Origin of the sequence: Vibrio furnissii CIP 102972 (assembly GCF_000176175.1) — a bacterium.
GTDB classification, from domain to species: Bacteria; Pseudomonadota; Gammaproteobacteria; order Enterobacterales; family Vibrionaceae; genus Vibrio; species Vibrio furnissii.
The window spans coordinates 109,272-135,803 of the sequence record NZ_ACZP01000022.1; the positions used below are offsets into that span (position 1 = coordinate 109,272).

Consider the following 26,532-nt stretch of genomic DNA (forward strand, 5'->3'; position numbering starts at 1 on the left):
CTCTTAGCAATCGGTCTTATCATCAGGATCTGAAGAACCAGGGCGCAAAACGCCCAAAGACTCTGAAGGTAAAGTGGTTTCAAAATCAGGAACAGAAACCACGCCACTTGAACCTAAAAAACTCAGCAACCCTGAAAACTGGTAGCTATAACCGGTAACGCGAGCCCTCACGTAATAAATGTCCGCTTGATAACTGGTTGGCGGGTCTGTGACTTTGCTGCCATCCGCGCCCAAATATTCAATCACCAAATTGGCTGAAGTAAATCCATCCGGCGCCCCATCGTTCAATGCCAACGACGGTATATCCGGATCGGATACCACACACACGGTGGCAAAACGAGCCGCTTTTCGCGTGATGTTGTTGATGGTCTGCATCGAGTAGGCATAAAGCCCCATTTCTATGATCGCAAATAAAATGAGCAGTAATACTGAAGCGAGCAATGTAAATTCAACGAGTGCCAATCCTCGCTGTATACGACGAAACGATTTCATAGCGTCGTCCTCATCACCGCTGACGAACTCAGTACGATATTGGCCAGCAAGGCATCTGGTAAAATATTCAACAATGGTACGTAGTCATAACTGGCTGACACCACCACAAACTTATCCGCATGAGTCACCGTGACATCGTCCACAGTCAAGGTCGTGAGCAATGGCGTTCCGGTCCCTGCTTTGTTGCCATACACCACCATATTTTTGATGTCCGCCACCAGTGCAATCGAGTCGGAATTGGATGTACCATAAATATCAGTGACCGCATATCGGCAGCCATTCTGGACGGTTTTGCTGAGCGTGTTATAGCGCACGAAGGCATTACCAAATTCAACAATTCCCCCCAATAACACCAGCAACAACGGCACGGTAATAATGAACTCCACCGCGGCTAAACCAGCTTGCTTTTTCATGAGGCGTTTCATCATTACGACTCCTCACTATTGGGGTCCTTGTACAGGACAATTCGATGAGGACCATTGGACGTACTGGTGCCATTGTTACGAGTATTTTTCACGGTGCAATCTTCGATAAACTCGCCAAAAATTGAAGTATGTCCACCGTTAGAATTGGGCGCCTTTTGCAGCAAAAAGAAACACCCGATCGCGGATACGGCAAAGTTGTTTGTCCCACCACTTGCACCCGAACAGTCCACAACCGGAATCGCCAGAATCCGTCGCTCGGCATCACCATTGCTTTTGCAATTCGTCGCATCACCAGGGCACACATTGTCATTCAAATCGTCTTTGTAATCTTGATACCCCCACGCAGGGGTCGAGCCGACATCTGCATCCGTCAATGTCGGTGTCGTTTGTTTAACATACAAATCCGGAGGGTAATCTGTGGCACTCAGGCCACCACCTGAATAGTCGCCAAACCGAGTATTCAGCCCTTGCCCGACCGGCCCGACGGTATTACCCGGTTTGGTGGTAACCGTTTCCCCGGCATCCAAATCAACACAGCCGGCGTAACCACCGGCCAATGCTTCACGCACCGTGCTCGCACCAGAACCAAAATCAAGTAATTGAAAATTACCAGACCCCATCGCCGGATCGTTTTGGTCAGCAATTTTGAGGGCATACACGACGCCTGCGTCATAACCATTCGTTCCAGCATCATCGCCTTCACACACCGCCATTGGCACAATATTACACGCATTCCCGCCCGGGCTAGGCCCTGCGACAGCGCTGGCTGTTAAGCGTTTAGTCACCCCCATGACTCGAGCGAAAAAAAAGCTTTCTAAATCCAATTGATTGATCACCACGCGAACATAGCGATCACCGTCAGGCGAACTCGAATAACCTGAATCAGGAAAAACCGTCGGATCGTTGGAAAACTGCACCTCAACGTTCACCACATTCGAGACATCCAGAGTCAACTCAGCGTTACCTGCGGCGGTCGACATTTTGGTTAATGTCGACCGCGCAATCGTGTCGGCTTGCGCCTCTGTCCCATCTTTATCCAATACAATTGCCGCTGCCAGAGCCGCTGCATCCACGCTATTTTGCAACTTGGTCCGATTCATCATTGCGTGGTTGATATCAATGGCAAAGGCGGCAACTGCGATGAGCACCAACATTGCTATGGTAACAATCACAACAACCAGACCTCGCTGCTTACGAATTCCACGAAGTGGGCGTTGTGTATTCATAACGACCTCGACTATTTAAAGCCCTCAAGAATCTGACTGGTTGAGCCCCCTTTGAGCTCTTCCCCTTTCTTACCAGTATAGGTGTTGTAAACACCTTCCATACGTTCCCCAGTACCATCAGGCAAAACCTCTAGGTTTTCTTTCGTGGCATTGGGGTTATAAGTTTGTAACTGTTTCACCTGCGCGACATGGGTCCCTAATCGAGGCTCGTTGGCACATCCACTCAGCAGCATCAACGGTAGCGACAAAATCAAAACAACATATTTCATAAGATGCTCCTTACAGATCATGACCAAAAGAACCTTCCGAACCACCCTTACCCGTCGTCGCCATTTCGTCGTAGCTATCTGACGCTTTGGTGCGTTTCACATCACGAGGCCCTGCGATATAAGCCCCTTGTCCCAACAAGTAGTATTTCAGATCGGTCGGCTCGACAAATGCATCCGTCGGCAACACCACTTTGCTACGATCAATCGGTTTTGCTAGACGCGGGGTGACCAAAATCACCAGCTCAGTTTCACCCGAAACATATTCTTGGCTATTGAACAGTTGTCCGAGAACCGGAATGTCCCCAATGCCCGGAAACTTGCTCACCGAGTCGCGCACATTTTCACTCAATAGCCCGGCAATCCCGATGGTCTGTCCATCAGCAAGTTCCAAGGTGGACGCCGCGCTTCGACGCGTGATCGGTGGAATGTAGTACGCCGCATTGGTGCCCGATGGCGAAACCGTTAAGGTAGTTGAACTGGCGATTTCACTCACATCCACAGCCAGATTCAGGTTGATTTTTTTGTCACTCAACACGGTCGGAATGAATTTCAACCCAACCCCGTACTCTTTGTATTCGATGGTGATGCCGTCTCGATTAGGGACAGGAATAGGAAATTCCCCACCCGCTAAGAACTCAGCTTTGGCCCCACTTAATGCTGTGAGGTTAGGCTCGGCCAAGACTTTGGCCACCCCATTCTCTTTGGCAACATCTAAGGCCAACGTAAATAGGGTATCGCCATCAATAAAGGTTGATAACAACCCTGTACTATCAATCGTGGGAGCATTAAACACTGGCCCCGCGACTCCCGTGATGTCATCAATGTAGCCCCCCGCAGATGTTGCACCCCACGAGAACTTGCCGTTCCCTTCGAAGAAATGGAAATTGGAGTCAAAACGGCGAACTAAGCTGCGTTGTACTTCTGCAACCGTGACTTCAATCATCACTTGCTGCGCACCACCAATCGACATCAAATTCACCACGCCTGTTTTTTCCGCCTCTTTATTTCTTGAATCCGTCGCCTTATCCGCGGTATCGCCTGACGCGTAGGTTTCCGCGAGTCGTAATGCCAAATTCATTTTTTCTTGTGAACTGACCTGCCCGCTCAAAATCAAACGATTTTGCGCGCTGTGTACGGAGATCGTTTCGTTGGGTAAAAATTCATACAGTTTGGCTTTCAGGCTATTCACGTCGTGCGTGACCTCAATGTTGATCGACTCCAGCAATTGGCCTCGTCTATCCCAAGCCATTAAGTTGGTCGACCCTAATCGCTTCCCGATCAAAAACAGTTCATCAGCTTTGAGCATCACAATATCCAAAACCTCTGGATCCCCAAGCGAAACTCGGCTCGCAGCCCCTTGAAGTTTCACGTAAGTTGATTTGTGATGAGGAACGGTCACCACTTTACCGCTCTGATTCGCGGCATAGACCCATTGACTGCACGTCAGGAAAAGGATCAGCGTTGTCATTATCGTTTTCATCTTTCACCTCACTCTTTTACACGAACATTCGATGAGTTCGTTCCTTTGATGATGGTGACACTAGGCGGCGGCACATAACGACGCACCACTTTTTCCTCAACCGCATGCGGATTACGCAACACCAGCTGAATGTCTCCCTTACTTTTGGCACTCAATAGTTTTTCTGCCTCTTTGGGAGAGACTTCCAACGTCACGGCTCGAACAATAATCGGCTTGTTTTCTTGCGTCTTTGCGGTTTGGTCAACGGCTAACACACGAATGTCTTTCAAAATGGTGGTCGTGTTGGCAGACGTTTTGCTGTACTGAATCGTGTTCAACACATCGACTTTATTCCCCGGCAGCAAGAAGCCCGCGACACCAATCACGTCATTCACGCGAATGGTGACCGCTCGTTTATCTTCAGGAATCAACGCGGCGAGCGTGGCCCCTTCACCGGGAATACTAAGACGTTGCGCGACGATAATTTCATTGGGGTAGATATCGGATTCGGCGATCTTTCCTATCACTTCCGTGGGCTCAGAAAATTGATTTTCGGTCATCCATGATTTTTCTAGCAAACGGGTGGTTAAGTATTGCTCTTCAATCACCGTACTGGCTGGAATATCACGGGATGCCACCACGACAGGCACCCGCTCAACCACTTCCACTTCGGTTTGTGGTTGTACTTGCCGGTCCATCCATTGTTTGGCAAAAAACACCGCGCCAAGCCCAAACAGTACAGACAGCAGAAATAACAAAATCACTTGATTACGACTCATCGAGCACCTCCTCCTTTGCCATCCGCAGTGAAGTAAACTTCCCAAGCTCGCTCCATAATGACCGGAGTGATGAGGGGATCACTTTCTTCAAATGCGATGATGTCTCGACTGATTCCGATTAAGTCTTTCGGCAAACAGGGATAAAAGCCCACTGCGTGTTGTCTGTGCAAACTGTACAGAACCTCAAAAGACGAAGCATGAACCTGTAAATTTCGATTAGAAGCCATTTCTTCCCACAATGCGTGGTATTCAGATTGCTCCAGAGGATGAAACTGAACTTTGTAACCTAGTCGACGCAAGAATGCTGGGTCACTGATTTTTTCCGGATCCAAGTTGGTCGAAAACGCCAGTGTTAATATAAAAGGAATGGTGATTTGTTGACCGTTGGGCAATGACAGATAGTCATAGAAGTATTCCATCGGAACGATCCAACGGTTAAGTAGAGTAGCCACTGGCATGGGCTGTCGCCCTAAATCATCGATGATGAAAATGCCGTTATTGGCCATCATTTGTAGTGGCGCCATCCAAACACGGTTATGCTCCGTGTGGTTCACTTCCAACATATCCATAGTGAGCTCCCCGCCCACTTGAATACTTGGTCGTTCACACAACACCCAGCGGCGGTCATATTGATCTTTGTACGACAGCGATTGATTCTGGTTGTTGGCATCCACCGCACGATGATGCTGCCGCGAGTACACCTTAATGATGTTCCCCATGGCATACACCGAATAAGGCACGAATACCGATGTATTGAGAGAATTGAGAATGCGGGTGGCAACGAAGGTTTTCCCGGTCCCAGCATCGCCATAAAGGAGCAGCGCTCGACCCGAGTTAATCGCCGGCCCAAGCACCGAGACCAACCGCTCCGAACCAAAAACATCTTTCAGCGCAAATTCGACATCAGGACGCGTAATGATTTTAGAGCGAACATCTTGCGCCTGAACCATGGCATTATAGTCTTCAAGAGATACAGGCGCCGGCCCGAGATACGCATCTTTCGTAAACGCCACGTCGGCTTCCCGCATACCGCTTTCCGATAAACCGTATCTCACGTGCCCTGATGTAGGATTGAGGTAGGAGGAGAGTTCCGCTTGAAAGACCTCTACCAGTGATTTTTGCCTTAAAACAGCAATCAAATCCTCAATCATATGACTGTTGATCGCCATGTGCCGAGTCAACTGCAACACGTCCGATTTGGGATAAGCGGCCAGATGCTTTAACAGCAGGTTTTCTAACACGGCTTTCGGAACTTTAAGATCCTCAAATGATGTCGGAACCTTCGGCGCAGTTGCTTGAGGCGTCAGGGCGGATCGGTGAAGATCGTTGGATACCGCTGTTGCCATAATGACTCCTTGTCATGGTTGCGCTGTTTAAAAGTAGGCTTGTGCATATTGTGCTAAGGCAACACCAACAACGACAACTGGCGCAAAGGGCATAACAAGCTCAAGCTTGCGAGAACTTTCACGACGTAGTCTGCTATGGATAGGCCCCATAAGATAAACTCTGACGCCTACGACGCTAACCGACTCTTTGAACAGCAACAAATAGTTCAACATGCCGTACATCACACCGATAAAAATTGCACTCAAGCCAATGTAGAAGAACGTGTCTGCAAGATGCCCAAACCCAGTGAGAAAACCTATCACCGCCAAAAGTTTCACGTCCCCAGGCGCCATCCACCCCGCCATGTGACACATCAAGGCAAGCACGAATACCATCAGCATTGCCCCTATCTGCCCCACAAACAGATCAAAGGTTTGGTCCAGTAACAGAGTTTGAATCACTCCTGCCAGCATCAACAACCCGAGCAGAACATTGGGTATACGATGCTGACGTGCATCGTATACCCCAACAGTAATTAACAAACCCCAAATACAAATATTCATCTGAGTCAAACGATGACACTGCTAGTTCAAGAACCGGCATCAAAGTCAATACTTGTCAATTCGGATTGAAGAGTCGCACCCCATTGGTTAAAAATCGTTGCAAGACCAGCAACCAGCAAGCCAGCACCTACAACATATTCGACGACTGTCAACCCTTCCTCATCTTGCCAAAACTCTTTAACAACCTTAGTGAACTTATCCATATCGTGGTCTCCTTACTGAATGGTTCTCTTAGAATCTAGATAGTTCTATCAATAGTAGTTAGGATTTTTTTGACCTCTTTTGGTACTTTTTTATTCACAAAACAACCAAAACATTGAAACAACTATCAACATAATGAATGAATAGACCGTAATGATTTGGCATGATCCGTTACTTTCACTCGGTTTCATGCGTTGGCAATGGGGTGTTTTTGAGGATATTTTAGATTTAAATCGCGAATCGAAGTATCAGGCCAAATTTTCCGACAACACACATTCTCATGGATGAAACATCGTTCAGTGATTTACATTCCAGACTTGATTGAGCATCACTGCGAAACCGCGCCAAAACGCGTGATTTGACCTCATACCTTTGGGGGGAAACTTGCACTTTTTGGTCGTGATTCTAGGCTTACTACAAAACCCGGCTTTCCAACGGGTTATTCATGAAAACAATGTGAGCACGACGATGACAGGGAAACACGAGGGGCACTGGCTGGGAAGCCCGGTAAACTTTTTACCTAGGCGAGTTCAAGACGTGTGTCGACATCATTTTGATTTAGTGGAGCATGGGAACGACGTGTCCATTCTCAGTGAACCGGATATTCACTATGCGCTCTTTTTCTATCAAAAGGATCGCGGACAAGAATTACTCCTCACCGCATTGAAAATGTGCGCCAATCTTCATAAGTATCTGATTATCATTCATGACGGTTCGTATAAAAATGCGATTGGTCGCCACGAAGCCATTTTTGGTTTGATGGATATTTCTCGCGATGATCCCTCAATCATTCTGGTCTCTTTGTGTGAGAAATTGGAGCTCAGTTTTGATCAGCAGGTGTTTGACCCCAAACTGCCCCACAGCCCAACATCACCCACAAGCATGAGCAAAGAAATGCTGGACATTCTTCGCTACATCGACCTCAACATTACCAAAGAAATTCGTGAGGAAGACATCGCCAATTATTGCCACTACTCCGTCTCTTACTTCTCGAAATTGTTCCACAAAGTCATCGGTGTCAGTTTCCGCGATTACATTTGCAACAAGCGAATTGCCATGGCGAAGCGTTTACTGGTAGATGAGAAAAACGCGAAAATCGCCTTCATCGCGTATCAATGCGGCTATCGGGATGTGTCCTATTTTTCGCGCATTTTTAAAAAGAAAACCGGCATTAGCCCTGGCGTATTCCGTCAGCTTCACGCGTCATAAATTCTGTAACTGGGTGTGAGTAATGCTTCCCCAGGGCAAAACAAACTGCTAGAGTTAACAATAAATTAACATAACAATAACGTACCTAATCTGGGCGGTTTTAATGATGAACTCATAGACCGTGAACCATCGTGAAACACTGCGCAGCAAAGGTATCACTGTTTTGCCAATAACATGGAGTTAGAGAATGATTCAGCCTAACGAGTTACGCAAACCGACCTGTGCTCTCCCCCCACCCAACGAGATGATTTTAAAATGGGCCAAGGAACGCCCTAATGAAGTCTATCTCAAGCAAATAATTAATCGCCAATTTGTCGAGTTTACCTACGCCGAAGTGGCCGATCAGGCATTGCGTCTTGCCTCTGCGCTAAGCGATTTAGGCGCGCAGCCTGGCGATAAAATCGCGTTGGTCTCAAAAAACTGTGCCGAATGGTTCATCTGCGATCTGGCGATGATGCTGGGTGATTTTGTCAGTGTCCCGATTTTTCCAACCGCGGGTGCTGAGACCATCGAATACTGTGTGACGCACAGTGAAAGTAAAATCCTCATTGCTGGCAAACTTGACGATGCCAACCCTACGGCGCAGGTTCTGGCCGAGATGCCGGATCTCATCAGCATTGCTTTGCCCTACGATTCAGCGCCGCAATGTCAGCATCACTTTCATGATTTGATTGCGCACTACCCGCCGAGCGAAAAGCGCCCTCAACATGACGATGAAAAAGTGATGTCTTTGGTTTACACCTCTGGCACTTCGGGCCTCCCCAAAGGCGCAATGCTGACCTTTGGCGCGTTCAGTTGGTCAGTGCAGCAACTGATTCGTCATATCGGTATCCAAGAGGGGGACCGCCTGTTCTCGTATCTGCCTTTGGCGCACATCACTGAACGAGTTTATATTTTTGGTTCATCGATCCAAGGCGGCGTGCCAACCGCGTTCCCCGAATCACTCGATACCTTTATCGAAGATGTGAAGATGCAGCGTCCGACGCTGTTTATTTCGGTGCCAAGGCTCTGGACGTTGTTCCAACAACGCATTCAAGATAAATTGCCGCAGAAGAAGCTCGATATTCTGCTCAAAATCCCGTTGATCAACACGCTGATCAAACGTAAGTTAGCTGATGGGCTTGGATTGGATCAAGCGCGCGTACTGGGGTGTGGTTCAGCCCCTGTCTCCCCAGCATTATTGCATTGGTATCACCGCTTAGGACTGAATATCACGGAAGCGTGGGGCATGACCGAATCCTTTGCATACAGCACCATCAACTACCCATTCCGCGCGGATAAAATCGGCACCGTCGGACAAGCCGGCCCCGGCATCAATCTGAAAATTGCCCCTGATGGTGAGATCATGGTGCTCGGCAAAGGGTTATTTTCTGGTTACTACAAAAACGACATTGCGACGCAGGAGTCTTTCGATAAAGAAGGCTGGCTGCACACGGGCGATATCGGCTCACTTGACGCCGATGGGTACCTGACGATTCAAGGTCGTAAGAAAGACACTTTCAAAACCGCCAAAGGCAAATTCGTCTCTCCGGTTCCGATAGAGAACAAATTGTTTGAGTACAGCCGCGTAGAGATGATGTGTTTGATTGGCCTCGGCTTACCGGCTCCGATTCTGCTGGTGGTGCCGCATCATTTTACCAACTTTGATCGCGCTCGCTATGAACGCACGACCCATAAAGTGATCGCTAAGATCAACCAGGAGCTGGAGTCGCATGAACAGATCAAAGGCGTCTTGATGATCAAAACGCCATGGAGCATCGAAAACGGGATTTTGACCCCCACGTTGAAGATCAAACGCCACGTGCTGGAACAGAAATACCACGACGTCGGCCAAAACTGGCCCAAAGGGCAATTGGTGGTGTGGGAAGAGTAACCATTCCTTCATCATTGCTATCAACACCACAAGGGAGCTATTGCTCCCTTTTTGATGTCATGACTATAAGTAACGCTGATAGTCGTGTGAAGTGTTGTGTGACGACTCCAAACCCATGTCTTTTTGCAAATGTGCACTCTCTGGTAATGAAGCTACTTTTCGACGAGATGTCCTGTTCAACCACACCGCCTTCATAAAGCTTGATAAGCGGTTAATCCACGTCTTTTTCTGGGTGAGTTTGATCGCTCGTTCCATTGATTTACTCCTGTATCCTGCACTCTCTTATGCGTATTATGGATAGCACGACCTCGTGACACGAACGATCATTTCCACCACCGACTATAAGCAGAGATTATGGACAATCGACTGAAGCACTTAGCTGGTCTGCGTTATTTTGAAGCCGCCGCTCGCCTGCGCAGTTACAGCGCTGCCGCGGCGGAATTATTTATCTCTCAAGCTGCGGTCAGTCAAAAGATTCGGCAATTGGAAGATGCATTGGGCTGTCAGCTTTTTGTGCGCCAAGGGCGCGAAATGCACCTCACCAAACCGGGTGAAACGCTCTACCAACAAGTCAGTAGTGGCTTTGAAAAAATCATCACCGGACTCAATCAAATTCAGAGTGAACCCGTTGAAGGGGTGCTGTGTGTGCGAACACCACCATCATTTGCGTCACGTTGGTTAATGCCCCGCCTATGGAAGTTCACCATGGAGCATCCTTATATTCCGATTCGTCTCATCACTGATTGCGACACTCCCAATATTCGCCACAGCGCGATTGATGTCGCGATCTGGCAAGGCAATGAAACGGTCACCGACAGCGAACTGGATCAAGAAATATTGTTCGAAGAACCCGTCTATCCGTTTTGTTCTCCCGAGCTGGCTCAGTCAATGCAGTTCTCCCAACCCGAACAACTGCTGAACTGCTGGTTAATTCACTTCGACTCACAGACTTTCCCCTGGTCGAACTGGTTTCAAGCTGCACACGTCGCCATGAAGAAGGAGGCGGTGCAGTGGATGGAAGTCAGCACCTTCGACATGGCATTGAATGCCGTCATTGCAGGGCATGGTGCCTGCTTGGCCACTGATAGCTTAGCGGGTGATTTTGTCGCCCGAGGCTTATTGGTGAAACCGTTTGCCATCGGCCTCACGCCCGGCGTGCGCTATAGCTTAATCAGCGATCCCGCCTCGTCCCGCGCAGCCCGCATTCATGCGTTTAGTGATTGGCTGCGACGAGAGCTGAAACAACAAGCACCGCTTTAACGCCAAAAATATTTATTGGCTTCTGCTTGTACCTGATCCTGTTCAAGGCCTAAGTCTTTGAGTAAGTGGGGTGGTAGCTCACGTAGCTGACGACGCGTCCGGTAGTTGTGGCGCCACTGCATGAGTTGACTCAAGAATGCGTTAAGTGAATCACGTGGTATTTCATGGTGAGTGCTGGATGTTTCAGTGTGAGTTACGTTCATAAGTCCCCCTTGAACCCTGATTTGTTATGGCTAATAATCGTCATTAATCATTCAGGCGACAAACGATAGATTTTGCTATTGAGTTAAGGAAAACTAATGTGAGTGAACGTATCCCGCCTTTTCAAGGACTGTTCTATTTTTATACGGCTGCGGAAACGGGCAGTTTTAAACTGGCGGCCGAACGGTTATTTGTGACGCCAGCGGCGATCAGCCAACAGATCCGTTTACTGGAAGAGTGGTTGGGCGCTGAACTCTTCATTCGCCAGCACCGCAAGATCCTGCTGACCCATGAAGGCACCATTTTGTATCACCAAGCGCAAAAAGGCTTTGCTCACTTGCAGGAAGGGATTCGGCTGATCAACCAAGATCCGGCACCGCATCAGCTATCCATTTCCACCCTACCCTCGTTTGCTCAACACTGGCTGGTGCCACGGATTGGTGATTTTCGCGCGCAACATCCGGAAATCTCACTGCTGATCGAACCCACCAGCGATTTGGTCAATTTTCAAGATTCTAGTGTGGATGTTTGCATTCGCTACGGCAGTGGCGATTATAAGAACGTGCGTTCAGAATGGTTGATGGACGAAGTGCTCTATCCTGTTTGCCACCCGATTTATCAGCAGCAGCACAAGATTTATCAGCTCGATGATCTGGTGCGTGCCGACCTGATTGAGGATATCTGGCCCGACATGGATTGGGGCGTGTGGCTTCGTAACCTTGGCTATGACAGCAGTAAACCAACGCTGCAATACAACGGCTCGCAGTTTGTGCTCGAAGGTGCACTCGCCGTTCAAGGCGTTGCGTTGGTGAAGCACGCGACGGTCTGTCGCTACATCGAAGAAGGGAAGTTGGTGCAGATTGGCAATGTGGCGTTAAAGCCGCGTTTTCAGTTCTATTTATGTGCGCCAAATGGTTATTTCAAGCGTCCAAAGATTCAAGCGTTTCATCAATGGTTGCGTTCAGAAATTACTCAGTTTCAGCAGCGTTATCCCTACACTGGCGAAGTTCGTGACACACAGTTTGATCGCTAAGTGCTGAGGTACTGCTGGCAACGCAGTCGTCCGTCCTCTCAAATGGCGCCAAAAGAAAAAGCCCCGTCAGCTTTCGCTCACGGGGCTTTGTTGTTAAGTGCTTCGCTTAAGAATTACTTCTTAGCGTTACGCTCTTTAACTTCAGCAATTACTTTCTCAGCAACGTTTGCTGGACATGGTGCGTATTTTTCGAACTCCATAGAGAACTGACCACGACCTGAAGTCATAGTACGTAGCGTACCGATGTAGCCGAACATTTCTGATAGAGGAACGTCTGCTTTAATACGAACGCCAGTTGCACCAGCTTGTTGGTCTTTGATCATACCACGACGACGGTTCAAGTCACCGATAACGTCACCAACGTTATCGTCTGGAGTGAACACGTCAACTTTCATGATAGGTTCTAGAAGTTGCGCGCCCGCTTTTGGCATTGATTGACGGAATGCGCCTTTCGCTGCGATTTCAAATGCGATTGCAGATGAGTCAACTGCGTGGAAGCCACCGTCGAACAGTTCAACTTCAACGTCAAGCGTTGGGAAGCCTGCAAGCACACCGTGCGCCATCATGCTCTCAAAACCTTTCTCAACTGCTGGCCAGAATTCCTTAGGAACGTTACCACCAACTACAGTTGATTTGAAAGTGAAGCCTGAGTTTGGCTCACCTGGTTTGATGCGGTAGTCGATCTTACCGAACTGACCTGAACCACCAGACTGTTTCTTGTGGGTGTAGCTGTCTTCGATTGCTTTTGTGATAGTTTCACGGTAAGCAACCTGAGGAGCACCTACTTCCAGTTCAACACCGTAAGTACGTTTCAGGATGTCCACTTTGATGTCTAGGTGAAGTTCGCCCATACCTTTCAGGATGGTTTCGCCTGAATCTTCGTCAGTTTCAACTTGGAATGATGGATCTTCTGCAACCATTTTACCGATCGCGATACCCATTTTCTCAGTTGAACCTTTGTCTTTAGGAGCAACAGCGATAGAGATTACTGGCTCTGGGAAGATCATTGGTTCTAGCGTACATTCGTGTTTTGGATCACACAGCGTGTGACCAGTTTGAACGTTTTTCATACCAACTACAGCAATGATGTCACCTGCTTGCGCTTCAGTGATCTCAGTACGGTCGTTCGCTTGCATCTCAACCATACGGCCGATACGTTCAGTTTTACCAGTCGCAGAGTTAAGGATGGTGTCGCCTTTCTTCATGCGGCCAGAGTAGATACGGATGAAAGTCAGGGCACCGAAACGGTCATCCATGATCTTGAATGCTAGCGCTTTCAGTGGCTGATCAGCATCAACGATTGCTTTTTCGCCAGTTGGTTCACCAGTTGCAGGATCAGTCAGATCTTGTGGTTCAACTTCTGTTGGGCTTGGTAGGTAATCTACAACTGCGTCAAGAACAAGTTGCATACCTTTGTTTTTGAACGCTGAACCACAGAATGTTGGGAAGAACGCTAGATCACGAGTACCTTTACGGATACATGCTTTGATTTGCTCAACAGTTGGTTCTTCACCTTCCATGTAAGCCATCATCAGCTCGTCGTCTTGCTCTACAGCTGATTCGATCAGAAGCTCACGGTACTCTTCTACTTGATCAACCATGTCTGCAGGAACGTCTTGAATACTGTAGTTTTCTGGAAGACCAGTCTCATCCCATACGTATGCTTGACGGTTCAGTACGTCAACAACACCCACGAAATCGTCTTCACGACCGATTGGTAGCGTCATCACCAGAGGAGTCGCCGCCAGTACGTTCTTCACTTGTTCAACAACGTTAAAGAAGTCTGCACCCATACGGTCCAGTTTGTTAACGAAGATGATACGTGCAACTTCTGATTCGTTCGCGTAACGCCAGTTAGTTTCTGACTGAGGTTCAACACCGCCAGAACCACAGAATACACCGATACCGCCATCAAGAACTTTCAGTGAACGGTATACTTCTACTGTAAAGTCAACGTGTCCAGGAGTATCGATAACGTTTAGTCGGTGTTTTTTCCACTCACAAGTTACCGCAGCTGATTGGATAGTAATACCGCGCTCTGCTTCCTGCTCCATGAAGTCTGTAGTCGATTCACCATCATGTGTTTCGCCTGCTTTATGGATTTTACCAGTAAGCTTAAGAATACGCTCAGTGGTAGTGGTTTTACCCGCGTCAACGTGCGCGAAAATACCAATGTTTCTGTATTTCGATAAATCTGCCATTGTCTTACTCTGTTAATAAGGTATAAAGTGCGCGCAGAGTATATCACAATCCGTCAAGACTGATACCCCTGCGTACACTTGCTGAAAAAAAATAGTTTACGGCTGTCTACTGCTGATGAAATATAGGCGATCCGCCTTCAAGACGCGAGCCGATAAGCGAAATATTTACCGAGCGTTTACCATTCACTTCCTCACAGTTCATCAAAGGCCGTAATGGCTTCCGACAACTTTCGAACCCCATGAATTTGCATTCCAGGGATGCCACCTTTCGGCATATTCGCCATCGGGACGACGGCTTTTTTGAAGCCATGTTTGAACGCTTCGTTCAATCGTTCCTGACCGCTCGGGACCGGACGAATTTCGCCTGCCAACCCCACTTCGCCGAATACTACCACATCTTTTGGCAGTGGTTTGTCACGAAAACTAGACAAAAGCGCCATCAATAGGGCGAGGTCTGCACTGGTTTCGGTGACTTTCACGCCACCAACCACATTGACGAACACATCTTGGTCCGCCATCTGCAACCCACCGTGTTTGTGCAACACGGCCAGCAGCAACGATAAACGGTTTTGTTCCAAACCGACCGCCACACGGCGAGGATTCGCCAACTGTGAGTAATCCACCAGCGCCTGAATTTCAACCAATAAAGGCCGTGTGCCTTCCCACACCACCATCACGGAACTGCCAGACGTGGCCTCTTCTCCACGCGACAAGAAAATCGCCGATGGATTGCTCACTTCGCGCAGCCCTTGTCCGGTCATCGCAAAAACGCCCAATTCATTCACCGCACCAAAACGGTTTTTATGACTGCGCAGTGTGCGAAAACGACTGTCAGCCCCGCCATCGAGCAGCACCGAACAGTCGATGATGTGTTCGAGAACTTTAGGGCCCGCCAAGGTACCGTCTTTCGTCACGTGACCGACGATAAACACCGCGACATTGTTTTGTTTGGCGTAACGCGTCAGGGCCGTGGCCGCTTCACGCACCTGCGCGACACTGCCCGGCGACGATTGCACATCGGCCACATGCATCACTTGAATCGAGTCAATGACCATAATGCGTGGCTGCTCTTTTTCCGCAATTTGGCAAATGCGATCGACGTTAGTTTCCGACAGCATTTGCAAATGCTCTTTCGGCAATCCAAGGCGAGAGGCACGCATCGCCACTTGCTGGAGCGACTCTTCCCCCGTGACATACAGGGTTTTCATTTGTGACGAAAGCAGACACATGGTTTGCAGCAGCAAGGTTGATTTACCGGCGCCTGGGCTGCCCCCGATCAGGATCGCCGCCCCCGGCACCACGCCACCGCCCAGCACACGGTCGAGTTCTTTAAAACCACTGCTAAAACGCGGCACTTCCTGCAAATCAATCTCAGACAGCGTTTGCACCACCGCTTCCGTTGCACTGCCAGCGTAACCACTCAAGCGTTCATTGCGCGCCACCTGCGGCGATGCCGCCAAACGCACTTCAGAAATAGTGTTCCACGCGCCGCAGGCATTACATTGCCCTTGCCAACGCGGAAAATCCGCACCACAGTCATTGCAGACATACGCTCGTTTTGCTTTAACCATGAATCCTCAAAAATCGTCTAAGTTGTGACTACACAGCTTTAATAAATTATTGAATCACTGCAACATACCGCTAAAGATTTTGCGTCTAAAGCCGATGTATCATGAATGAGAACCACACTCTAACAGAAAAATATGCAGCAATCTGAAATTCTCTCTTTCGCTGAACAATTAATTCCGGTGTTTCACTCACCCGATTTCGAGCGCCTGCTGAACCAGCTCACCAGCAGCCATCCGCCATCAGTCAAACTGCTGGTGAAGATGGAGCTCAACCGCGTGATGGCGCCGTGTAGCAAGAGCATCGATCTACGCGGTCGCGTGCAAGGCGAGTGCCGAGAATACGATCTGGATGGCCGCAAACATTGGCTCGACGACGTCGCGTTTAACGCCTACCACAAAGGACTAAAGAAGTACGGTAGCTACACCGAAGGCGTGTGGGAAATCCTATACAACACGCGCAATAATTTCCGCGTGATGAAACAGCGCGGCACGCTCAATCAATCCAAACTCACCAGTGCCGATAGCCCGTTTGAAGTCGAACCGGTGAAATTGGGATATGATCTCAAACGTCAGGAAAACCGCTTAAAAATAGCCTCGCAGGTCAAAATCCATCTGCGCCCAAATCAACAAGTCGTGCATGGTTTGAGCGTTGACTTATCGGCCTCGGGCGCAAAATTCAAAGTGCCGTCCGCGTTCGATTACAAACTCGGCGACGTGATTTCAGTGTTTTTTACTGAACTGGCACAGTCGTCTGAAATCGGTGGCCTCAGCGCCGCCATCGAATACCGGATTCTGGCGATTGACGATTCGTACGACAACGATGCCGTTAAGTTTCTACGCACTCTGAAACTGACAGATACCACCGTCATTGAACGCGTGATCGACGAATCGCTGCGCAATAACGCGCAAAAAGCCAAGCATGATAACCAAGACAAAATCATTCGTGCCCGCACGCGCGGTTTTGAACATAGCTACCTCAAACACACCGCCAATTTGCCGGTGTTCTTTAGCGGCAGCGAACTCAAATTGGTATTGATGACCGAAAACAACCAACCGATTTGGCAATATTGGCAAGACGAACGCAACCAACAAGCGCTCGGTAGCCTGTTTAACAGCGCTCGTATGGAACAGCTGACCAAACCGGGCATGCGTGGCAGCAACAACGTGTTGTATTCGTTCAAACATGATCATCAAGGCAAAACCCTGTTCTTTTCGATGATGATGCCGGAAGCATCTCGCGAACAGCGCAAACTGTTCTGGCACATCGGCGCGCGTAAAAACAGTTGGAAAGCATTTCGCCTGTCGGTGTTTGAACTCTCCGAGGAGGAGCGTTCCGAGCTGGCCACCCACGCAAAGGAGTTGACCAATCACTCCAGCGAACTGACCCATTGTGGCATTTTGCAGGAAGTGAGTGACCTCAGCGCCGCCAAAGATTATCTGCTGGTCGACAAACCCACGATGGCCAGCAGTGAACTCAACCCGTTTCGCCATCCGCGTAAAGTGGAAGGCACGCCGCTCAACATCTACTTTGATGCCAAAACCCGCCGCAAAGAGCCGCGCTATAAATTCCGCACCCCCATGCAGCTGATGAATGACGCGCAGGCGGTGGCCGAAGGATTTACCGTCGACTTATCCAAACGCGGACTGAGTTTGATTCTGGCCTCGCCCGTCAACCTCAAAGCCGGAGACATGGTGACGGTCAATTTTCAGGAACTCAAACTGTACGACAAAAAGCTGCCATTGGATGCCCTGCCGTATCAAGTGGTGCGTGTCGGGCCGGAAGGCCGTCGTTTGCAACTGATGATTGAAGAAAACGCGCAGACGATGAAGAGCATCGCCTTTTTTAACAGCATCATCGAAAACAATCAGGACAAGTTGCTGCGTAAAGAAGAGATCCTACCAAGCCCCACGTTGCTGGAAGGTCTGCACAATATTTTGCTGGATAAGATTGTCAGCTCGCCGATTTTTGTCGAAAAAGTGGGGGCCAATTTACGCCCACGTGTGATTGGCGTGAACTACCCATTACCACCCCATTTGGCTTTGCTGGCGAAGCTCGGACACGAGAATCGCATCTCGCTGGAGCCTATTTTCAAAGGCCACACCAATTCGTTACTGGCCACCCCGATGCGTCGCATCGATGGGGCTGAGCCACAATACAATGACGTGTACATTGCGGCGATGAAGTTTGGCTCTCGCATTCAATCCATTGAATCACGTTTGGTGAGCGATTTCGTCAACACCAAAGAGCGCATTCAGTTCATTCAGCGCGCGCAACACATGGGCGAAATTTATGTGCTACGAGTCAGTGGCGTGCCGGTGTTTGACCCCATCACCACGTTAATGCGCAGCGACCTCAACGAACTGGCGCAGATCAGCATGCCACACGCCAAAGCGTTGGAAAAAGAGTTGACCGCGATGTCGGGATTCGGCGAAATCATCGACATCACCGAAGAAGTGTTGATTCGCTTGGAATTGACCCAATAAAAAACGAGGCGAAACGCCTCGTTTTTTTTCATTCAAAGTTCTGCTTACGGCTGCGTTTTCCAGCTCAATTTTTGCTGTTTCACCAACCCGGCTGACAAAATACACAACACGCCGCCCAAAGCAGAAAAACGCACTGCGGTTTGCGCCTTGGCTTCGACTTTCGGCTTGGCATGATACGCCACGCCCAAGCCAGCTGCCGACATCATCACCAAATCATTGGCACCGTCACCCACCGCCACGGTGTTGTGCATTTCAATATCAAACTGCTGCGCCAGATCCACCAAAATATCGGCTTTGGTTTGCGCCGACACCACATCGCCCAACACTTGCCCAGTCAGTTTGCCCTCGATGATCTCCAGCGTGTTGGACTGCGCGTGATCCAGCGACAACATCTGTTGCAGATGATCAGAGAAGTACGTAAACCCGCCAGATGCGATCGCGGTTTTCCAGCCAAACGACTGCAATGTGCCAATCAATTCGGGCAGTTCAGGCATCAGCGGCAGCTCGCGGCGCACCGCATCTAGAATCGCGGCATCAGCATTTTTAAGTTTGCCGACACGCTGGCGCAAGCTTTGTTCAAAATCGAGTTCGCCCTGCATCGCGCGTTCAGTGACTTCCGCCACTTCATCGCCCACGCCAGCCAACTTCGCAATCTCATCAATGCATTCAATCTGAATCGCCGTCGAGTCCATATCCAGCACAATCAGGCCGGGCTTCGAGAGATCCGGAACTTCCGTGATGCGCGCAAAATCCAGCGCAAGGCCTTTGAGAATGGTTTCATGCTCCGGCGTTAACTCGCCCGCCATCAATGCGACGTCGTAATGCCCCACTTTCCAGGTGTCCAAGATGGTGTTGTACTGACCGGTAAAGAAGTCGATGTCGTCAAATTGCTGCGGCGACAGAAACTCGCCAAAGATAATCCAGCTGGCTTTGGCCTTGTCTAACTGGCTCGCAAAACGGGTTTCAGGCAGGCGGTTGAGCAAAGTCGTATGTTTTTTAATAGGTAAGGTTTTCAAAGCGTCCATGTCCACTTTCCTTTGTTGGGATTCCCTGACGTTACCCTATTGCAATTTAAAAACGCAAGTCTCAATATGAGCCAGTCTTATTTTTCTTAGGGTGAACGGTCTATGGACGGCTCCTTATTCTCCTTCCGAATGGTGGTTCGTGCGGTGGCAATGATCCTGCTGGCGACGATGTTTTTCATCACCATCAAAAACAGTGTGGTGATCAGTAAAGGCAATGAACGCATTCAAGCCAATCAGTTGGAAACGCTGACCAAAGTACTGATCACGCAGGCCTCGTTGTCAGCAAGCAGCATGATTGCCGATCAAGATCAGGAACGCTTATTGGCATTAACCAATCAACTGGCCCAAGAGCGTTTGGTGTTTGATGCCACCATTTACGATGCTGAAGGGGTGAAACTGGCCGCCAGCGACGCCGCGCTCAGTGTGCGCGAAGTGTTGGGATTGGATACACCATTGCAAACTGCCGCCATTGGCCGTCAACAACTGGTCGAGCCGGTGATGCACGATGGCAGTTTGATTGGCTTTGTGCGCATCACGTTTGAAACCGGCAAAGTGACCGCAATTTCTGATCATCACTATCGCAAAAGCGATCGTTACATGTATTTGATGCTATTGATGAGCTTTATCAGTGGCATGTTGCTGACACTGCTGCTGCGTCGCCACCCCAAAAGCAAAGGGGAAAACTTGCTGCTGAAAAACGTCGGCTAACCTCATGGGTCATGCACAAAAAAACCTCAGCCTAGGCTGAGGTTTTTGTTTTTTATCGCTTCGAGCGACTTAGTAACCAGCTTGATCGCCAATCAGCACAGAATCCAACGCGATTTCAATCATTTCGTTGAACGTGTTTTGACGCTCTTCTGATGTGGTTTGCTCACCGGTTTTGATGTGGTCAGACACGGTACAGATCGCCAGTGCTTTCGCGCCGTATTCTGCAGCAACGCCGTAGATGCCTGCCGCTTCCATTTCCACACCCACAATGCCGTATTTATCCATTACGTCGAACATTGATGGATCTGGTGTGTAGAACAGTTCTGCAGAGAACAGGTTGCCCACTTTCACATCGATACCGCGTGCTTTCGCCGCTTCTTCTGCCGCTTTCACCATTTTGTAATCGGCGATTGCAGAGAAATCGTGGTCTTTGAAACGGATACGGTTCACTTTAGAGTCGGTACAAGCCCCCATACCAATCACCACATCACGCACTTTGATGTCTTCGTTGACCGCGCCGCAGCTACCAACACGGATGATTTTCTTCACGCCGAAGTCTTTCACCAGCTCAGTCACGTAGATTGAGCAAGATGGAATGCCCATGCCGTGGCCCATGACTGACACTTTGCGGCCTTTGTAAGTCCCTGTGTAACCATACATATTGCGCACGTCGCAAACCTGAACAACATCGTCTAAGAAAGTTTCTGCGATGTACTTCGCGCGCAGCGGGTCACCCGGCATCAGTACAACATCAGCAAAATCGCCCATCTCAGCATTGATATGTGGAGTAGCCATGTGTGTTTTCCTTTGTTTCGTTTACCCAATCATCGGGTAAATCTTAATCGTTGATTCTGATTTCTGCCTACAGGCATTGAAAGAGTTGCCTACAGGCATTGAAATAGTTGCCCGCAGACGTGACACGTTCATGACGCGCTCACGCCTGCGGCGCGGGATTACAGAAAGTTTTTGCCGTAGTCCATTGCTGAAGTACCGAAGTAGCTCGCCAGCGTTTGGCCGATGTCAGCAAAGGTGTCACGTTGGCCCAGAGAGCCCGGTTTCACTTTTTTGCCGTACACAATCACGGGAATGTGTTCACGCGTGTGGTCAGTGCCCGGCCAAGTTGGATCGCAGCCATGGTCCGCGGTCAGGATCAGCAGGTCATCGTCTTGCATCAGTTCCAGCACTTGTGGCAGGCGCTTGTCGAAGTATTCCAATGCCGCAGCATAGCCAGCGACATCACGGCGGTGGCCGTAAGCGGAATCGAAATCGACGAAGTTGGTGAACACGATGGTGTTGTCACCGGCTGCAGAAATCTGCTCCAACGTCGCATCAAACAGCGCCGGAATGCCAGTTGCTTTCACTTTCTTGGTGATGCCGCAGTTGGCGTAGATATCAGCAATCTTGCCAATCGATACCACGTGGCCTTGTTTCTCATCCACCAGTTTTTGCAGTACGGTCGCTGAAGGCGGCTCAACGGACAAGTCGCGACGGTTACCGGTTCGTTCAAAGTGACCTTTGCCCGGGCCAATAAATGGGCGCGCGATCACGCGGCCAATGTTGTAATCTTCCAGCTCTTCACGCGCGATTTGGCACAGTTCCAGCAAACGATCAAGACCAAACGTCTCTTCGTGACACGCAATTTGGAAGACGGAGTCTGCTGACGTGTAGAAAATCGGACGACCAGTTTTCATGTGCTCTTCGCCCAGGTCATCTAGCACTTGCGTGCCCGATGCGTGGCAGTTGCCCAAGAATCCGTCGAGACCCGCGCGCGCCAGAATGCGATCGGTCAGCGCTTTCGGGAAGCTGTTTTGTTTGTCGCTGAAGTAACCCCATTCAAACAAAACCGGCACCCCAGCAATTTCCCAGTGACCGGACGGAGTGTCTTTACCAGACGACAGTTCCGACGCATGACCGTAAGCACCGATGATGTCTGCACGCTCATCCAAGCCCGGCGCAAAACGACCCGTTGACTCTTTGTGGGCCATCGCCAGACCCAACTTAGACAAGTTAGGCAGCGTCAGTGGGCCTTTGCGATTGGCGTTGTCCGCGTCGCCGGCGGCACACTGATCGGCGATGTGACCGAGTGTGTCTGCGCCCACATCACCAAATGCTTCTGCATCTGGTGCCGCGCCAATACCGAAAGAATCTAAAACTAAAATAAATGCTCTTTTCATTGCTCACTCCTCGCCGAAACTACACGTCTTCTTCACGAATCTGACGGTACACTTCCGGAGTTGGTACATACTCTCCGCCCACTTTAATTGCACGTTGTAATGCGTTGGCAGCGTCTTGCCACTGCGCTTCCGTGCGGGCGTGAATCATTGCTAAAGGTTTATTGCTGTCGGCCACCTCACCCAGACGAATAAACTGGTCAAAGCCGACCGCGTAATCGATCTTGTCTGTCGCCACACGGCGTCCGCCGCCCATGCCGACCACCGCCATACCGATCGCGCGCGTGTCCATCGCAGACACCACGCCGCTTTGCTCGGCATAGACAGGTTTAATAATCTCTGCTTTGTCGAGGTAGTTGTCGTAGTTCGCCACAAAATCAGCAGGGCCACCAAGACCGGCCACCATTTTGCCAAAGCGTTCCGCCGCTTGGCCGTTATCCAACACCGCTTGCAGTTTAGCGCGCGCATCGGTGGTGTCTTGGGCCAATTTACCCAGCACCAGCATTTCAGCGCACGACGCCATGGTCACTTCAAACAAGCGTGGGTTACGGTATTCCCCGGTGAGGAAGCGCACCGCTTCGCGCACTTCCACGGCATTCCCCGCCGATGAAGCCAACACTTGGTTCATGTCGGTCAGAATTGCGGTGGTTTTGGTGCCCGCACCGTTGGCCACAGCCACGATAGATTTCGCCAGCTCTTCCGACGCTTCGTAAGTCGGCATGAACGCGCCAGAACCCACCTTGACGTCCATCACCAGCGATTCCAAACCTGCCGCTAATTTTTTCGACAAAATGGAAGCCGTGATGAGCGAAATGTTGTCGACGGTGGCGGTGATATCACGCGTCGCGTAAACACGTTTATCCGCGGGTGCCAAATCGCCGGTTTGACCGATGATGGCCACGCCAGCCTCTTTGGTGACTTTGCCGAACACGTCGTTGGTTGGGGTAATGTTGTAGCCTGGAATCGATTCCAGTTTATCCAGCGTACCACCGGTGTGGCCAAGGCCACGGCCAGAGATCATCGGCACGTAACCCCCACATGCTGCCACCATCGGGCCAAGCATCAGTGAGGTCACATCGCCCACACCGCCAGTGGAGTGTTTGTCGACGATCGGACCATCAAAATTCATGTGACTCCAGTCGATCACCATACCGGAATCGCGCATTGCACAAGTCAGCGCAATTCGTTCTGGCATGGTCATTTCACGAAAGAACACCGCCATCGCAAAGGCTGCGATTTGGCCTTCAGAAACCGTATTGTTTGCGACACCCTGAATAAAGAAGTTGATCTCTTCTGCGGTCAGGACTTCCCCATCACGTTTTCTGCGAATAATTTCTTGAGGTAAATACATGAGTGCCTCCCAAGCTCTGAATCAGAGCCATGGTCTAGTCGTGTAGAGTGAATTGTTGGTGGCGCTGCGCGCCACCTCAGACGCAAAACGAATTAGTACGCTGCAGGATCTGCAGTTTCGTTGGTCACTTCTAATGTATTTAGGAGATTGGTCAGTAGGCTTGATGCACCAAAACGGTAGTGACGGCTGTCGACCCAGTTGTCACCCAGCAGTTCATCCGCCATAGCCAGATACAGAGCTGCATCTTCTGCAGTACGAACGCCGCCCGCAGGTTTGAAACCGACGCTTTTCGCAACACCCATGTCACGAATCACTTCCAGCATCATGCGCGCGTATTCAGGCGTTGCATTCACTGGCACTTTACCGGTTGATGTTTTGATGAAGTCGGCACCCGCTTCAATACAGATTTGAGAGGCTTTTTTGATCAGCGCTTCTTCTTTCAGTTCACCGGTTTCGATGATCACTTTCAAAAGCACAGTGTCGCCACAAGCCGCTTTACATTGTTTCACCAGGTCAAAACCAACCTGTTCATTGCCTGCCATCAGAGCACGGTATGGGAACACCACGTCAACTTCGTCTGCACCGTAAGCCACAGCAGCTTTGGTTTCAGCGACTGCAATTTCCACATCGTCATTCCCGTGTGGGAAGTTAGTCACGGTTGCAATACGAACGTCAGGTGTACCTTGCTCACGAAGGGTCTTCTTAGCAATAGGAATAAAGCGAGGGTAGATGCAGATCGCAGCGGTGTTACCGACTGGGCTCTTCGCATCATGACAAAGCTGGATCACTTTCGCATCCGTGTCATCATCATTCAGCGTGGTCAGGTCCATCAGTTTAAGTGCACGTAGTGCTGCTGCTTTTAAATCGCTCATTTCTATCTCCGATCAATAGTTTCAAATAGTTCACCGTCCAACCACCAGCGTTTGCTTCGTGGCGGACAGTCACAAATGAACGGACTTGGTTCCTTGAAGACTCGGTGCGACGCACCAATTGCTATCCCTGTCACCGCACAGTACCAAATTTGGTCTATGGCACAACAATCTGCGATTGTGGTGTCTAACGTATACAGACAACTCGCGTTGCCACAGCGTGAATAATACTCCATGTATTCATTCATGCTAGCTAAAAAACTTCTCAATCAACCATTGATAAGTTACACCACCGATGTAGACACCAACGATCCCCATGACACCCGGTAACACCGGTGGCGCAGGAATCGGAAGTTTGATGGCAGAAAACAGGATTCCAACCACAACCCCAGCCAGGGTTGCAAGGACAACGTCATTCATGAGGTTTACCCTATTTTCTCTAGATGTATACAGTATAGATATTCGTCGCAAAACTGTAGTGCCGTTGCTAGAGCAAACGGTTTGTATCTCAAAATAATCCCCCATCGAAACGAGGTTCAGCCCTTGTCGGCGCTAGATTTTGCATGCAATCCATTACACGCACCCTCTTCATTTTCGATGGTCAGAAAACAAAAAAACCCCGCAGCAATCTCTTGCTACGGGGTGATGTTAAACGGCGTCTATATAATCTTTCTCTACAAACTTAGAAAGACAGGAAGAAGCCAGCAATGGTTGCTGCCATCAGGTTAGATAGCGTACCAGCAGCCACAGCTTTCATACCGAAACGTGCGATGTCGTGACGACGGTTTGGTGCAATACCACCTAGGCCACCCAGCAGAATCGCGATTGAAGATAGGTTCGCGAAACCACACAGAGCGAAGGAGATGATTGCTTGCGTCTTCTCAGACATCACTGCACCTGTTGATGCCAGTACCTGAGCGTTTTCGCCCACGTATGGTACAAAGTTCAGGTAAGCAACGAATTCGTTCACAACAATTTTCTGACCGATGAACGAGCCTGCCAATGTCGCTTCAGACCAAGGCACACCGATAACGAATGCCAGAGGAGAGAAGATCCAACCCAGAATCAGTTCCAGAGTCAGTTGAGGCATGCCGAACCAACCACCGATACCACCCAGAAGGCCGTTGATCAGTGCGATCAGACCGATGAACGCCAGCAGCATTGCGCCGATGTTCAGAGCCAGTTGTAGACCCATAGACGCACCGCCCGCCGCAGCGTCGATCACGTTTGCAGGTTTGTCATCACCACCGTCGATGTCTACTGTGCCCAGTTCTTCATCTGGAGCCTCAGTTTCAGGTTTGATGATTTTCGCGAACAACAGACCGCCTGGTGCCGCCATGAATGATGCTGCAACCAAGTATTCTAGAGGCACACCCATCGATGCGTAACCCGCCAGTACACCACCAGCAACCGATGCCAAACCACCACACATAACGGCGAATAGTTCAGACTGAGTCATTTTTGGAACAAACGGACGTACAACCAGTGGCGCTTCAGTTTGACCGACGAAGATGTTTGCTGCAGCAGACATCGATTCAGCACGTGAAGTACCCAGTGCTTTTTGCAGGCCACCACCCAGAATCTTGATAACCCACTGCATCACACCCAGGTAGTAAAGAACTGAGATCAGTGCAGAGAAGAAGATTACGGTTGGTAGAACTTGGAATGCAAAGATGAAACCGATACCGTCAACAGAGAAGTTAACAAGGCTGCCGAATAGGAAACCAATACCGTCTTTACCATAGTCGATAACGCTCTGAACACCAGCAGAGAAACCTGCCAGTAGATCACGACCCCAAGGGACGTAAAGAACGAAACCACCGAGTGCGAATTGGATAG

25 protein-coding genes are annotated in these 26,532 nt (G+C 49.7%); 6 read left to right on the top strand and 19 right to left on the bottom strand.

Annotated features, from left to right (window positions below; translation table 11 throughout):
• Positions 1–3: 3 nt before the first annotated feature.
• Genes VFA_RS22465 through VFA_RS22505 form a run of 9 tightly spaced genes read right to left on the bottom strand, consistent with a single transcriptional unit; the run spans position 4 to position 6,742 of the window.
• Entirely contained in the window at positions 4–492 is a 489-nt protein-coding gene (locus VFA_RS22465) for a TadE/TadG family type IV pilus assembly protein (protein ID WP_004729547.1), read from the bottom strand.
• Entirely contained in the window at positions 489–920 is a 432-nt protein-coding gene (locus VFA_RS22470) for a TadE/TadG family type IV pilus assembly protein (RefSeq protein WP_004729550.1), read from the bottom strand. Before VFA_RS22470 ends, VFA_RS22465 begins: the two co-directional genes overlap by 4 nt.
• Positions 920–2,143 carry a Tad domain-containing protein gene (locus tag VFA_RS22475; RefSeq protein ID WP_004729552.1) on the bottom strand — a complete coding sequence of 408 codons (1,224 nt, stop codon included), beginning with the start codon at positions 2,141–2,143 and terminating at the stop codon, positions 920–922. Before VFA_RS22475 ends, VFA_RS22470 begins: the two co-directional genes overlap by 1 nt.
• Positions 2,144–2,154: 11 nt before the next feature.
• Positions 2,155–2,412: a hypothetical protein gene (locus VFA_RS22480; protein WP_004729554.1), complete on the bottom strand. Its 258-nt coding sequence runs from the start codon at positions 2,410–2,412 to the stop codon at positions 2,155–2,157.
• Between the two features lie 10 nt (positions 2,413–2,422).
• On the bottom strand, positions 2,423–3,892 hold the full coding sequence (locus VFA_RS22485) for a type II and III secretion system protein family protein (protein ID WP_004729557.1): 1,470 nt from the start codon (positions 3,890–3,892) through the stop codon (positions 2,423–2,425).
• An 8-nt stretch (positions 3,893–3,900) separates the two neighbouring features.
• Positions 3,901–4,650: a Flp pilus assembly protein CpaB gene (gene cpaB / locus VFA_RS22490; protein WP_004729559.1), complete on the bottom strand. Its 750-nt coding sequence runs from the start codon at positions 4,648–4,650 to the stop codon at positions 3,901–3,903.
• Positions 4,647–5,996, bottom strand: coding sequence for an ATPase AAA (locus VFA_RS22495; RefSeq protein ID WP_004729561.1), 1,350 nt, complete (start codon positions 5,994–5,996; stop codon positions 4,647–4,649). Before VFA_RS22495 ends, cpaB begins: the two co-directional genes overlap by 4 nt.
• Positions 5,997–6,023: 27 nt before the next feature.
• Complete coding sequence (locus VFA_RS22500; RefSeq protein ID WP_038152812.1) at positions 6,024–6,539, bottom strand: prepilin peptidase; 516 nt, start codon at positions 6,537–6,539, stop codon at positions 6,024–6,026.
• A gap of 26 nt (positions 6,540–6,565) precedes the next feature.
• A complete protein-coding gene (locus tag VFA_RS22505) occupies positions 6,566–6,742 on the bottom strand; it encodes a Flp family type IVb pilin (RefSeq protein WP_038152813.1) in 177 nt (58 codons plus the stop codon).
• A gap of 577 nt (positions 6,743–7,319) precedes the next feature.
• On the opposite strand from VFA_RS22505, the gene VFA_RS22510 reads away from it, so the two are divergent.
• From VFA_RS22510 to VFA_RS22520, 3 genes are all read left to right on the top strand, one after another.
• Positions 7,320–7,949 (top strand): helix-turn-helix transcriptional regulator, encoded by a 630-nt coding sequence (locus VFA_RS22510; protein ID WP_004729563.1) that lies wholly within the window; start codon positions 7,320–7,322, stop codon positions 7,947–7,949.
• Between the two features lie 187 nt (positions 7,950–8,136).
• Positions 8,137–9,822, top strand: a complete 1,686-nt coding sequence (locus VFA_RS22515) for an AMP-binding protein (protein ID WP_038152814.1) — start codon at positions 8,137–8,139, stop codon at positions 9,820–9,822.
• 354 nt (positions 9,823–10,176) lie between these two features.
• Positions 10,177–11,082: a LysR substrate-binding domain-containing protein gene (locus VFA_RS22520; protein WP_004729566.1), complete on the top strand. Its 906-nt coding sequence runs from the start codon at positions 10,177–10,179 to the stop codon at positions 11,080–11,082.
• On the opposite strand, the gene VFA_RS24110 is transcribed toward VFA_RS22520, so the two are convergent.
• Positions 11,079–11,285, bottom strand: a complete 207-nt coding sequence (locus VFA_RS24110) for a DUF1127 domain-containing protein (protein WP_167498027.1) — start codon at positions 11,283–11,285, stop codon at positions 11,079–11,081. The genes VFA_RS22520 and VFA_RS24110 overlap by 4 nt on opposite strands.
• A 98-nt stretch (positions 11,286–11,383) precedes the next feature.
• Here VFA_RS24110 and VFA_RS22525 point away from each other — a divergent pair, with 98 nt between their 5' ends.
• Complete coding sequence (locus VFA_RS22525) at positions 11,384–12,316, top strand: LysR substrate-binding domain-containing protein (RefSeq protein ID WP_004729570.1); 933 nt, start codon at positions 11,384–11,386, stop codon at positions 12,314–12,316.
• A 113-nt stretch (positions 12,317–12,429) separates the two neighbouring features.
• Here VFA_RS22525 and fusA read toward each other — a convergent pair whose 3' ends face one another.
• Positions 12,430–14,517 (bottom strand): elongation factor G, encoded by a 2,088-nt coding sequence (gene fusA / locus VFA_RS22530; RefSeq protein ID WP_004729572.1) that lies wholly within the window; start codon positions 14,515–14,517, stop codon positions 12,430–12,432.
• 191 nt (positions 14,518–14,708) lie between these two features.
• On the bottom strand, positions 14,709–16,088 hold the full coding sequence (gene radA / locus VFA_RS22535) for a DNA repair protein RadA (protein WP_004729573.1): 1,380 nt from the start codon (positions 16,086–16,088) through the stop codon (positions 14,709–14,711).
• A gap of 132 nt (positions 16,089–16,220) precedes the next feature.
• Between radA and VFA_RS22540 the strand changes: the two genes are divergently transcribed.
• Positions 16,221–18,569 (top strand): PilZ domain-containing protein, encoded by a 2,349-nt coding sequence (locus tag VFA_RS22540; protein ID WP_004729576.1) that lies wholly within the window; start codon positions 16,221–16,223, stop codon positions 18,567–18,569.
• Positions 18,570–18,613: 44 nt separating this feature from the next.
• On the opposite strand, the gene serB is transcribed toward VFA_RS22540, so the two are convergent.
• Positions 18,614–19,594: a phosphoserine phosphatase gene (gene serB, locus VFA_RS22545; protein ID WP_004729577.1), complete on the bottom strand. Its 981-nt coding sequence runs from the start codon at positions 19,592–19,594 to the stop codon at positions 18,614–18,616.
• A 102-nt stretch (positions 19,595–19,696) separates the two neighbouring features.
• Between serB and VFA_RS22550 the strand changes: the two genes are divergently transcribed.
• Entirely contained in the window at positions 19,697–20,302 is a 606-nt protein-coding gene (locus tag VFA_RS22550; protein ID WP_038152815.1) for a YtjB family periplasmic protein, read from the top strand.
• 69 nt (positions 20,303–20,371) lie between these two features.
• On the opposite strand, the gene deoD is transcribed toward VFA_RS22550, so the two are convergent.
• The 6 genes from deoD to VFA_RS22580 all read right to left on the bottom strand — a co-directional run.
• Positions 20,372–21,097 carry a purine-nucleoside phosphorylase gene (deoD, locus tag VFA_RS22555; RefSeq protein ID WP_004729579.1) on the bottom strand — a complete coding sequence of 242 codons (726 nt, stop codon included), beginning with the start codon at positions 21,095–21,097 and terminating at the stop codon, positions 20,372–20,374.
• Between the two features lie 158 nt (positions 21,098–21,255).
• Complete coding sequence (gene deoB / locus VFA_RS22560; RefSeq protein ID WP_004729580.1) at positions 21,256–22,476, bottom strand: phosphopentomutase; 1,221 nt, start codon at positions 22,474–22,476, stop codon at positions 21,256–21,258.
• A 19-nt stretch (positions 22,477–22,495) separates the two neighbouring features.
• The gene (gene deoA, locus VFA_RS22565) at positions 22,496–23,824 is read right to left on the bottom strand and encodes a thymidine phosphorylase (protein ID WP_004729581.1); all 1,329 of its coding nucleotides are present in this window, start codon (positions 23,822–23,824) and stop codon (positions 22,496–22,498) included.
• Positions 23,825–23,916: 92 nt separating this feature from the next.
• Positions 23,917–24,696, bottom strand: coding sequence for a deoxyribose-phosphate aldolase (gene deoC / locus VFA_RS22570; protein ID WP_004729582.1), 780 nt, complete (start codon positions 24,694–24,696; stop codon positions 23,917–23,919).
• Between the two features lie 246 nt (positions 24,697–24,942).
• The gene (locus tag VFA_RS22575) at positions 24,943–25,113 is read right to left on the bottom strand and encodes a XapX domain-containing protein (RefSeq protein ID WP_004729583.1); all 171 of its coding nucleotides are present in this window, start codon (positions 25,111–25,113) and stop codon (positions 24,943–24,945) included.
• A gap of 262 nt (positions 25,114–25,375) precedes the next feature.
• Positions 25,376–26,532: NupC/NupG family nucleoside CNT transporter (locus tag VFA_RS22580; protein ID WP_038152816.1), on the bottom strand; the 1,157-nt coding region annotated here is incomplete at its 5' end.

Coding starts and splice junctions, on each gene's coding strand:
- VFA_RS22465 (WP_004729547.1), bottom strand. CDS start 492: ATGAAATCGTTTCGTCGTATACAGCGAGGATTGGCACTCGTTGAATTT.
- VFA_RS22470 (WP_004729550.1), bottom strand. CDS start 920: ATGATGAAACGCCTCATGAAAAAGCAAGCTGGTTTAGCCGCGGTGGAG.
- VFA_RS22475 (WP_004729552.1), bottom strand. CDS start 2,143: ATGAATACACAACGCCCACTTCGTGGAATTCGTAAGCAGCGAGGTCTG.
- VFA_RS22480 (WP_004729554.1), bottom strand. CDS start 2,412: ATGAAATATGTTGTTTTGATTTTGTCGCTACCGTTGATGCTGCTGAGT.
- VFA_RS22485 (WP_004729557.1), bottom strand. CDS start 3,892: ATGAAAACGATAATGACAACGCTGATCCTTTTCCTGACGTGCAGTCAA.
- cpaB (WP_004729559.1), bottom strand. CDS start 4,650: ATGAGTCGTAATCAAGTGATTTTGTTATTTCTGCTGTCTGTACTGTTT.
- VFA_RS22495 (WP_004729561.1), bottom strand. CDS start 5,996: ATGGCAACAGCGGTATCCAACGATCTTCACCGATCCGCCCTGACGCCT.
- VFA_RS22500 (WP_038152812.1), bottom strand. CDS start 6,539: ATGAATATTTGTATTTGGGGTTTGTTAATTACTGTTGGGGTATACGAT.
- VFA_RS22505 (WP_038152813.1), bottom strand. CDS start 6,742: ATGGATAAGTTCACTAAGGTTGTTAAAGAGTTTTGGCAAGATGAGGAA.
- VFA_RS22515 (WP_038152814.1), top strand. CDS start 8,137: ATGATTCAGCCTAACGAGTTACGCAAACCGACCTGTGCTCTCCCCCCA.
- VFA_RS22520 (WP_004729566.1), top strand. CDS start 10,177: ATGGACAATCGACTGAAGCACTTAGCTGGTCTGCGTTATTTTGAAGCC.
- VFA_RS24110 (WP_167498027.1), bottom strand. CDS start 11,285: ATGAACGTAACTCACACTGAAACATCCAGCACTCACCATGAAATACCA.
- fusA (WP_004729572.1), bottom strand. CDS start 14,517: ATGGCAGATTTATCGAAATACAGAAACATTGGTATTTTCGCGCACGTT.
- radA (WP_004729573.1), bottom strand. CDS start 16,088: ATGGTTAAAGCAAAACGAGCGTATGTCTGCAATGACTGTGGTGCGGAT.
- VFA_RS22540 (WP_004729576.1), top strand. CDS start 16,221: ATGCAGCAATCTGAAATTCTCTCTTTCGCTGAACAATTAATTCCGGTG.
- serB (WP_004729577.1), bottom strand. CDS start 19,594: ATGGACGCTTTGAAAACCTTACCTATTAAAAAACATACGACTTTGCTC.
- VFA_RS22550 (WP_038152815.1), top strand. CDS start 19,697: ATGGACGGCTCCTTATTCTCCTTCCGAATGGTGGTTCGTGCGGTGGCA.
- deoD (WP_004729579.1), bottom strand. CDS start 21,097: ATGGCTACTCCACATATCAATGCTGAGATGGGCGATTTTGCTGATGTT.
- deoB (WP_004729580.1), bottom strand. CDS start 22,476: ATGAAAAGAGCATTTATTTTAGTTTTAGATTCTTTCGGTATTGGCGCG.
- deoA (WP_004729581.1), bottom strand. CDS start 23,824: ATGTATTTACCTCAAGAAATTATTCGCAGAAAACGTGATGGGGAAGTC.
- deoC (WP_004729582.1), bottom strand. CDS start 24,696: ATGAGCGATTTAAAAGCAGCAGCACTACGTGCACTTAAACTGATGGAC.
- VFA_RS22575 (WP_004729583.1), bottom strand. CDS start 25,113: ATGAATGACGTTGTCCTTGCAACCCTGGCTGGGGTTGTGGTTGGAATC.